The following is a 4,471-nucleotide window of genomic DNA, read 5'->3' on the forward strand; positions in this document are numbered from 1 at the left end:
CCGAGACGGCGGCCGCCGACCCGCGCAGCGCCTGCTTCTACGCGCGCCGGGCGCTGGAACTGGCGGTCGCCTGGGCGTACAAACACGACGCGGCGCTCAAGCTGCCGTATCAGGACAATCTCTCGGCGCTGATCCACGAGCCGAGTTTCAAGCAGGCGGCGGGCGAGGCGGTGTTCGGCAAGGCACGCGTCATCAACACGCTCGGCAACCGCGCCGTGCACGGCCAGCGCGCGATCCCGTACGCCGACGCACTGGTCACGGTACGCGAGCTGTTTTATGCGACAGCTTCGCGGCGAGGGACAAGGCGCCGCACATCGCCATCTCAGTGGACATGCTCGATACCGGAATCGACATTCCCGAGGTCGTGAATCTGGTCTTCTTCAAGCTGGTACGCTCGAAAACCAAGTTCTGGCAGATGCTCGGTCGCGGCACGCGCCCCTGCCTGGACCTGTTCGGGCCGGACCAGCAAAAGACGTTCTTCTATGTCTTCGACTACTGCCAGAGCCTGGAGTACTTCAGCCAGGACATTGCGGCCAGCGAGGGCGCGCTCGGCGAAGCGCTCGGCAAACAGCTATTCAACGCGCGGCTGGAGTTGATCGGCGAACTGGATGCGGATGAACAAGTCCTTGACGGCGGCCGACCTGGCCGAGCTGGAGCGGATGCTTGCCGAAAGCGGAGCCGGAGGGGCGGATGCGATCGAATTGGCCAGGACGACGTGTCACGGGCTCGGGCTCTTTGTGCGCTCGCTGGTCGGCATGGACCGTGAAGCCGCCAAAGAGGCGTTCACCGGCTTCCTTGCCGGCAAGACGCTGAATCGGATCCAAGGTTGACGCCATGCATCGAGGCTCATATGCTTCCCAGCCTGCGCTGGATTTCCCATCCTTCGCTGCAATGCGCCATGGAGCGGGGCAGGATATGGAATTGCCCAAGCCTTGACGGATCTCGACAGGAGGATGAGATGGCTCATCGTAACAGTATCGGTAGATCGGTTTCTGCAATCGTGTTGGGCTGCGGTTTGCTTCTGGAATGCAGCCTCGCATCCGCCGGGCGGATCACCCTGCTCAGGGATAATTTTAACGATACTACTGGGCTCAATTCGCCAGGGGACGTGCGCACCGTCGCCGACATTCTGGCCAATGACCCGGGACAATTGCCAGCGGGTACAACAATCCTCCTCGGCTCCCCGAACGTGCGCCGGGTCGACGACCCAATCAACACGCTGGCTACGGTTCCATGATCTCGCAACCGGCGTAGCCTGATGGAAAGCAAACGCATCATGCGGCAGTTGGTGCGCTGGCGTCGCTCGCTGCACCAGTGCCCGGAAATTGGCTATGAAGAACGGAAAACCGCCCGCTTTGTGATCGGCGAACTCCAGCGTCTGGGGATACCCTACGAGTATGGCGGTGTGGGTGGCGGCATCGTTGCCCGACTGCGTGGAGTGCGCGCAGAAGGACCACGGGTCGCGCTCCGCGCTGAACTCGATGCCTTGCCGATTGCTGAGCAGACCGGCCTGCCGTTTGCATCTCGCCACCGTGGCAAGATGCACGCCTGCGGGCATGACGGACACATGGCCATGGTGTTGGGCGCCGCGGCGCTGTTGCAGGATTCGCTCCCGCAGGGTGACGTGGTGCTGATCTTCCAGCCTGCCGAGGAAGGTGGTCTAGGCGCGCAGGTGATGATCGATGCCGGCGCCCTCGCCGGGGTGGCCATGATCTTCGGAGGGCACCTGACCAATCTCTACCCCACTGGGCAGATCATGGCTGTACCGGGGCCGGTTTGCGCCCAGGCCGACAGCTTCCGTATCCGTGTATTCGGCCGCGGCGGTCACGGCGCCAGGCCGCACGAGGCGACCGACGCATTGGTCGCCAGTGCCGCGCTGGTCGGCGGGCTGCAGACTCTCGTGTCGCGCGAGGCCAACCCGCTCGATCCATCGGTGGTCACCATCGGCACGCTGCAAGCGGGCACTGCCCGCAACGTGATCGCGCACGAGGCTCTGCTGGAGGGGACGATCCGTACGACGCAAAGCGGGACCCGGTTACGATTGATTGCCGGGATGGAACGAATGTGTCGCGCCCTGGGGGAGGCATACCATACCCGGATCGAACTCGAGCTGTCGGAACCGTATCCGCCGGTGATCAATACGCCGCGCGAAACCGAACTCGCTCGCCGCGCGGCCGCGCGTGTCGTCGGCGCCGGGCGAGTGTTGAGCTACGAGTTGCCGAGCATGGGTGCAGAGGACTTTTCGCTTTACCTCAACGAGGTCCCCGGCTGCTTCGTGCGCTTTGGAGCGCGGGCTCCGAACGCGGCGAACGTGCCGCTGCACAGCCCACAGTTCGATTTCGACGAAGCCGCCCTGCTTGTCGGAGCACGTTACTTCGAAGCGGTCGTGCGCCTTGCTCTGGCCGAGGACCTGTCGGCTACGCAGGTGCTGCCGGACGATCCCACCCTCGTCGGCACCAGCACGGCACGCGCGATCTGCTGCGGATCGGAAGGGTAGCGAACGCTGACGCCGAAGCGTTCGCGCCCCTCGACGGTAGTGGTCTTCGGCCTCCGGCCGGCTCCTGCCTGGATGAAAGTCATGGACAACCACGGACACGGCAGCAACAACCCGCGCATTCCGCCGATCACCGGCCTGATGGCCTTCGAATCGGTCGCCCGCCACGGCAGTTTCTCCCGGGCCGCCGACGAACTCTCGATCACGCAGAGCGCCGTCAGCCACCGCATCAGCCAGCTCGAATCGCTGGTCGGCGCCTCGTTGCTGATCCGCATCGGCCACTCGGTCAGCCTGGCGCCGGCGGGCAAGGAACTGCTGCCCTACGTCCGCGAAGGGCTGGGTTGCCTGCGCGCCGGGCTGGCCAAAATCTCGACCGAGGGCAAGCCGATCCTCAAGCTCAGCCTCGCCCCGGCCATCGCCTCCAACTGGCTGATCCAGCGCCTGTCCGCCTTCCACCGCAAGCATCCGGACATCAACCTGGAAATCAACGTCTCGTCCAGGAACATCAACCTGCGGACCGGCGAGGCCGATGTCGCGATCCGCTGCGGCGAGGGTCGCTGGGATGGCCTCGACGCCATCGAACTCATCCCCCTCAAGGAAATTGCCGTGTGCAGCCCGGCTTACAAGAAAGCGCATCCCTGGTTGCGATGTCTCGAAGACCTGGAGCGCGCCACCCTCCTGCGCCACCCCCTCGTTTCCTGGAAGCGCTGGTTCTCCAGCCTGGGCGTGGAACTGCGCACGCCCCCCTCCGGCATGTCGTTCAGTGAGATCTCACTGCTGATCACCGCCGCCGAATGTTCGCAGGGCATTGCCCTGGTCTTCGACGTGCTGGTCGAGCGCCAGCGGCAGGACGGTACCCTCGTTCAGCCGGTCCCGCAAAGCGTCGTCTCGGAGCGCTCGTACTACATCGTCACGCCGACCGGCGCTCCCCGCAACGAGCCGAAGCAGGCCTTCATCGACTGGCTGCTCACCCTGCAACCCGAGCAGAAGGCGCGCTGACACGAGGCCGTCGGCCCTCCATGAAGGATTTCGATCCGGTTCATGAGTAACTCGCATGGCGCGCCGTTTCCTCGCCCCTATGATGGCCTGACCACGGCACAATCTGCGAGGAAAACCCATGGAAGCACTCGGCTTTATCGGAACAGGCGTCATGGGTTTTCCCATGGCCCGGAATCTGGCACGGCATTTCGGCAATCTCGTCGTCTGGAACCGCTCGCCCGAGAAAGCGGCGGCGCTCGTGCCTTTTGCTGCGCAGGTGGCGGCCACCCCAAGCGAACTCCTTGACCGCTGCCGCATCGTGATCATGATCTTCCTGATCACGATGGTCAGCGGCCTGGTCGAGTCCCACCACTTCGCCCGCGAACTCGGGCTCGATACCGCCCTGCACCGCGCCATCCTCGATGCCGGCCCGATGGCCAGCGCCGTCTCGAAAATGAAGCTGGAAAAGCTGGTCGCCGGCGACTTCTCCGTCCAGGCCTCGATTGCCGACGTGCAGAAGAACAGCCGCCTGGTCGCCGAGGAAGCCCGGCGCGGCGGCATCACCAGCCCGCTGATCGAAGAGTGCGACCAGTTGTTTACCGAAACCCTCAACGGCGGACACGGCGCGCTGGACATGGTCGGCGTCCTGCGCGCCATCGAAGGGCGCCACCGCTGAACTTCTCCCACCGTCCCCCTTCGGCAACCGCGTCGAAGCAGTCTGCCATCGTGCGGAATGATTGACCCCTCAAAAGAAAGGTAAAACATGCGCCACTCCCTATTCGCCCTCTGTACCGTCGCGCTCCTGTCCCCCGGGCTGGCGGCAGAACCGTTCGCCCTGAAGAGCGCCGACTTCGCGCACCAGGGATCGCTCTCCGACAAGCATGTCCTCAACGGCTTCGGCTGTACCGGTGGCAATCTTTCTCCAGCGCTCGAATGGGCCAATCCGCCGGACGGAACGAAGAGTTTCGCGCTGCTGGTACACGATCCCGATGCGCCGAC

General features: G+C 64.4%; 6 protein-coding genes and 2 pseudogenes. All 8 read left to right on the forward strand.

Annotation, left to right across the window (positions count from 1 at the left end; all coding sequences use genetic code 11):
- The first annotated feature begins 59 nt into the window (after nucleotides 1-59).
- Nucleotides 60-368, forward strand: a complete 309-nt coding sequence (locus CAPSK01_RS18080) for a DUF4145 domain-containing protein (protein ID WP_273704033.1) — start codon at nucleotides 60-62, stop codon at nucleotides 366-368.
- A pseudogene (locus CAPSK01_RS23885) lies at nucleotides 287-610 on the forward strand (helicase-related protein); the annotation flags it as partial. The gene CAPSK01_RS18080 and the pseudogene CAPSK01_RS23885, both read left to right, overlap by 82 nt.
- A gap of 4 nt (nucleotides 611-614) precedes the next feature.
- Nucleotides 615-830 (forward strand): type I restriction-modification enzyme R subunit C-terminal domain-containing protein, encoded by a 216-nt coding sequence (locus CAPSK01_RS23890; protein ID WP_273704017.1) that lies wholly within the window; start codon nucleotides 615-617, stop codon nucleotides 828-830.
- 128 nt (nucleotides 831-958) lie between these two features.
- Nucleotides 959-1,237 (forward strand): hypothetical protein, encoded by a 279-nt coding sequence (locus tag CAPSK01_RS18090; protein ID WP_034930022.1) that lies wholly within the window; start codon nucleotides 959-961, stop codon nucleotides 1,235-1,237.
- A 21-nt stretch (nucleotides 1,238-1,258) separates the two neighbouring features.
- A complete protein-coding gene (locus CAPSK01_RS18095; protein WP_273704018.1) occupies nucleotides 1,259-2,497 on the forward strand; it encodes a M20 family metallopeptidase in 1,239 nt (412 codons plus the stop codon).
- 81 nt (nucleotides 2,498-2,578) lie between these two features.
- The gene (locus tag CAPSK01_RS18100) at nucleotides 2,579-3,493 is read left to right on the forward strand and encodes a LysR substrate-binding domain-containing protein (protein ID WP_034930025.1); all 915 of its coding nucleotides are present in this window, start codon (nucleotides 2,579-2,581) and stop codon (nucleotides 3,491-3,493) included.
- Between the two features lie 118 nt (nucleotides 3,494-3,611).
- Entirely contained in the window at nucleotides 3,612-4,148 is a 537-nt protein-coding gene (locus CAPSK01_RS18105; protein ID WP_273704019.1) for an NAD(P)-binding domain-containing protein, read from the forward strand.
- Nucleotides 4,149-4,235: 87 nt separating this feature from the next.
- Nucleotides 4,236-4,471: pseudogene (locus CAPSK01_RS18110) on the forward strand (hypothetical protein); the annotation flags it as partial.

Source organism: Candidatus Accumulibacter vicinus (genome assembly GCF_000584955.1).
In the GTDB taxonomy this organism is placed as follows: Bacteria; Pseudomonadota; Gammaproteobacteria; order Burkholderiales; family Rhodocyclaceae; genus Accumulibacter; species Accumulibacter vicinus.

Coding starts and splice junctions, on each gene's coding strand:
- CAPSK01_RS18090 (WP_034930022.1), top strand. CDS start 959: ATGGCTCATCGTAACAGTATCGGTAGATCGGTTTCTGCAATCGTGTTG.
- CAPSK01_RS23890 (WP_273704017.1), top strand. CDS start 615: ATGAACAAGTCCTTGACGGCGGCCGACCTGGCCGAGCTGGAGCGGATG.
- CAPSK01_RS18095 (WP_273704018.1), top strand. CDS start 1,259: ATGGAAAGCAAACGCATCATGCGGCAGTTGGTGCGCTGGCGTCGCTCG.
- CAPSK01_RS18100 (WP_034930025.1), top strand. CDS start 2,579: ATGGACAACCACGGACACGGCAGCAACAACCCGCGCATTCCGCCGATC.
- CAPSK01_RS18105 (WP_273704019.1), top strand. CDS start 3,612: ATGGAAGCACTCGGCTTTATCGGAACAGGCGTCATGGGTTTTCCCATG.